This is a genomic window from Neisseria sp. HMSC069H12, from assembly GCF_001812735.1.
Lineage (GTDB): Bacteria > Pseudomonadota > Gammaproteobacteria > Burkholderiales > Neisseriaceae > Neisseria > Neisseria subflava.
In genome coordinates, this window is the sequence record NZ_KV810273.1 from 1 (window position 1) to 3,158 (window position 3,158).

Sequence of the window (3,158 nt, forward strand, 5' to 3'; positions counted from 1 at the left end):
TGCTACTGGTGCTACCGGTGCAACTGGTGCTACTGGCGCTACCGGCGCAACTGGTGCTACCGGTGCAACTGGTGCTACTGGTGCAACTGGTGCAACTGGCGCTACTGGCGCTACCGGCGCAACTGGTGCTACTGGTGCAACCGGCGCAACTGGTGCTACCGGCGCAACTGGTGCTACCGGCGCTACCGGCGCAACTGGTGCTACTGGTGCTACTGGTGCTACTGGCGCAACTGGTGCTACTGGTGCCAAAGGTGATACCGGTGAAAATGGTAAGTCTGCTGAAGGTAAAGTTGAGCGTGATGAAGCTAAAGGTACTTCTACCATTACTATCAACAACTTCGATAAAGACGGTAAAGTCATCTCTACTACTACCGCAACCGTGAAAGACGGTAAAGACGGTAAAGATGCTGATGGCACCTTCGGTCTGGTTGACGAGACTGGTACTACTGACGGCTCTATCTCCAAAAAACTGAATAACACTATTCAGATTAAAGGTGATGCGGGTACTAAAGTTCAAGTATTCGACAAAGCAACCGGTAAGACTTCAGAGAAAGAAGTTCAAAACATCTTCGTTAAGAAAGACGGCGATGCGCTGAAAGCCAGCTTGAACCCTGATCTGACCGTTAACAGTGTTACTACTAATGAACTGAAGGCAGGTCCTGTAACCATCAACAAAGATGGTATCGATGCCGGCAACACTACTATTAAAAATGTTGCTCCAGGTAAGAACGGTACCGATGCGGTTAACGTTGACCAGCTGAACCAAAAATTCAGCGATGTGAACAGCAGTGTGAACAAGGTTGACAACAACGCCCGCGCAGGTGTGGCTCAAGCTCTGGCTACTGCCGGTCTGCCACAAGCTTACTTGCCAGGTAAGAGCATGCTGGCTATCGGTGGCAGTCACTACCGCGGTGAAACCGGTTACGCTGTCGGCCTCTCTAGCATTTCCGATGGTGGTCACTGGATCATCAAAGGTACTGCTTCCGGCAACTCACGTGGTCACTTCGGTGCTACCGTAGCAGTTGGTTACCAATGGTAATCTGACTTTCAGACGGCCTGAAAAGGCCGTCTGAAAAGACGAAGCAAAGTAAATGCGGCCTAATTTAGGCCGCATTTTTTTATGCTTAGATTATGTGTTGGTTTTATTCGATGAATTAATCGTTATAGTAGCTAAAGAGAAATGAATATATCTTTAGCAATCTGTTGCAATTTAAAAGGCCGTCTGAAACATCATTTGATGTTTCAGACGGCCTTTCATTTATTCACACTATACGCCATTAATCCCAAATATTTGCGCGTTCTACTTCTTTCCATGCGTCTAAAATCAGGCTGCCGTCGTTGTCTTTCAGCAAGGCGGCATCTGAGAGCATACGGCGCCAAGTACGGGCATTTTTTAGGCCGTGCATCAAGCCTAGTGCATGGCGGACGATGTGGCGCAGAATGGTACCGCGCCTTGAGGCGATTTGTTCGCGGCTGTATGCGTATAGCCAAGCTGCTAAATCAGCATATTGGATTGGCGCGTGTGTGTCGTTATAAAACAGTGCATCCCAATCGCGCATCAGCATCGGATTGTGATAAGCCTCGCGCCCGATCATGACGCCGTCTACAAATTTCAGATGTTCGGCGATTTCTTCGTTGGTGGTAATACCACCGTTAATCAAAATTTCCAAGTCGGGAAACTCTTGTTTCAAGCGGTAGACGTATTCATATTTGAGTGGCGGAACTTCGCGGTTTTCTTTTGGGGATAAACCGTCCAGCCAAGCATTACGCGCATGGACGATAAATGTGCGGCAGGCTGTTTTTTCACGAAGTGTGCCTACAAAATCTGCCACAACTTGATATTCTGTCTGTCTGTCTACGCCGATGCGGTGTTTGACCGTTACCGGAATTTCAACTGCATCCTGCATCGCGTTCAAACAATCTGCCACCAAATCTACATCATTCATCAGGCAAGCGCCGAAAGTGCCTTTTTGTACGCGTGGGCTGGGGCAGCCGCAATTTAGGTTGACTTCATTATAGCCATATGCCTCAGCCGCTTTGGCAGCGATTGCCAAGTCATGCGGATCTGAGCCGCCAAGCTGTAAAGCTACCGGTTGCTCGCCTTCGTTGAAACTCAAGAAGCGGTCTTTATCTCCGTAAACCACCGCGCCTGAATTGACCATTTCGCTATAAAGCCAAGCATTGCGTGTAATTTGTCGCGCCATAAAGCGATAGTGTCTGTCTGTCCAATCGAGCATGGGTGCGACAGATAAGCGGCGGGAAGGTAGGGAAGAGGCAGACATTGAGATGACTTTCAAACAAAATAGCGCATTATATAGTGTATTAAATTGACTTTCGATATCGGCCGGTAAATCAAAATGATATATAAGGTATCACTAGGTGCAGCTGTGTTGTAGCTGAGGCTAAATCCATTCATAGTGGTGGAAATCCAATATTCAGACGGCCAAATAAGTTTTAAAATGTCAAACAACAAACCATTAGAATGATAAGGAAAAAACATGGCACAATTTTTCGCCATCCATCCCGATAATCCCCAAGACCGCCTCATCAAGCAAGCCGCCGATATTGTCCGCAGTGGCGGCGTTATCGTTTACCCTACGGATTCCTGCTATGCGCTAGGTTGCAAACTCGGCGACAAAAACGCGATGGAGCGTATTCTCACGATTCGCAAAATCGATCAAAAACACCATCTGACCCTGATGTGTGCCGATTTGAGCGAATTGGGTACTTACGCCAAAGTAGATAATGCCCAATTCCGCCAGCTTAAAGCAGCTACGCCCGGCAGCTACACCTTTATCCTGCAGGCAACCAAAGAAGTACCGAATCGCACGCTTCACCCCAAGCGCAAAACCATCGGCCTGCGTGTTCCCGATAACGCCACCGCTTTGGCACTTTTGCAAGAATTGGGCGAACCTATTTTAAGTTGCACCCTCATGCTGCCTGAAGACGACGAGCCATTGACCGATCCATACGAAATCCGAGACCGTCTTGAGCATGCTGTTGATTTGGTTATTGATGGCGGCTGGTGCGGTACTGAGCCGACGACGGTTATCGATATGACCGATGGTACTGAGCTGATTCGTCAAGGCAAGGGCGATATTGCCGTATTCGGCTTGTAAAACCATTTGTAGAAACTAGTAGCGTTGTTTACAGTATTT

3 protein-coding genes are annotated in these 3,158 nt (G+C 48.2%); 2 read left to right on the plus strand and 1 reads right to left on the minus strand.

Annotation, left to right across the window (positions count from 1 at the left end; genetic code table 11):
- The coding region (locus HMPREF2872_RS05670) for a YadA family autotransporter adhesin (protein WP_210398845.1) at positions 1-1,039 on the plus strand (1,039 nt) is incomplete at its 5' end.
- 238 nt (positions 1,040-1,277) lie between these two features.
- Here HMPREF2872_RS05670 and dusA read toward each other — a convergent pair.
- The gene (gene dusA, locus HMPREF2872_RS05675) at positions 1,278-2,288 is read right to left on the minus strand and encodes a tRNA dihydrouridine(20/20a) synthase DusA (protein WP_210398846.1); all 1,011 of its coding nucleotides are present in this window, start codon (positions 2,286-2,288) and stop codon (positions 1,278-1,280) included.
- A 210-nt stretch (positions 2,289-2,498) separates the two neighbouring features.
- On the opposite strand from dusA, the gene HMPREF2872_RS05680 reads away from it, so the two are divergent.
- Complete coding sequence (locus HMPREF2872_RS05680) at positions 2,499-3,119, plus strand: L-threonylcarbamoyladenylate synthase (RefSeq protein WP_003680049.1); 621 nt, start codon at positions 2,499-2,501, stop codon at positions 3,117-3,119.
- Positions 3,120-3,158 lie beyond the last annotated feature (39 nt).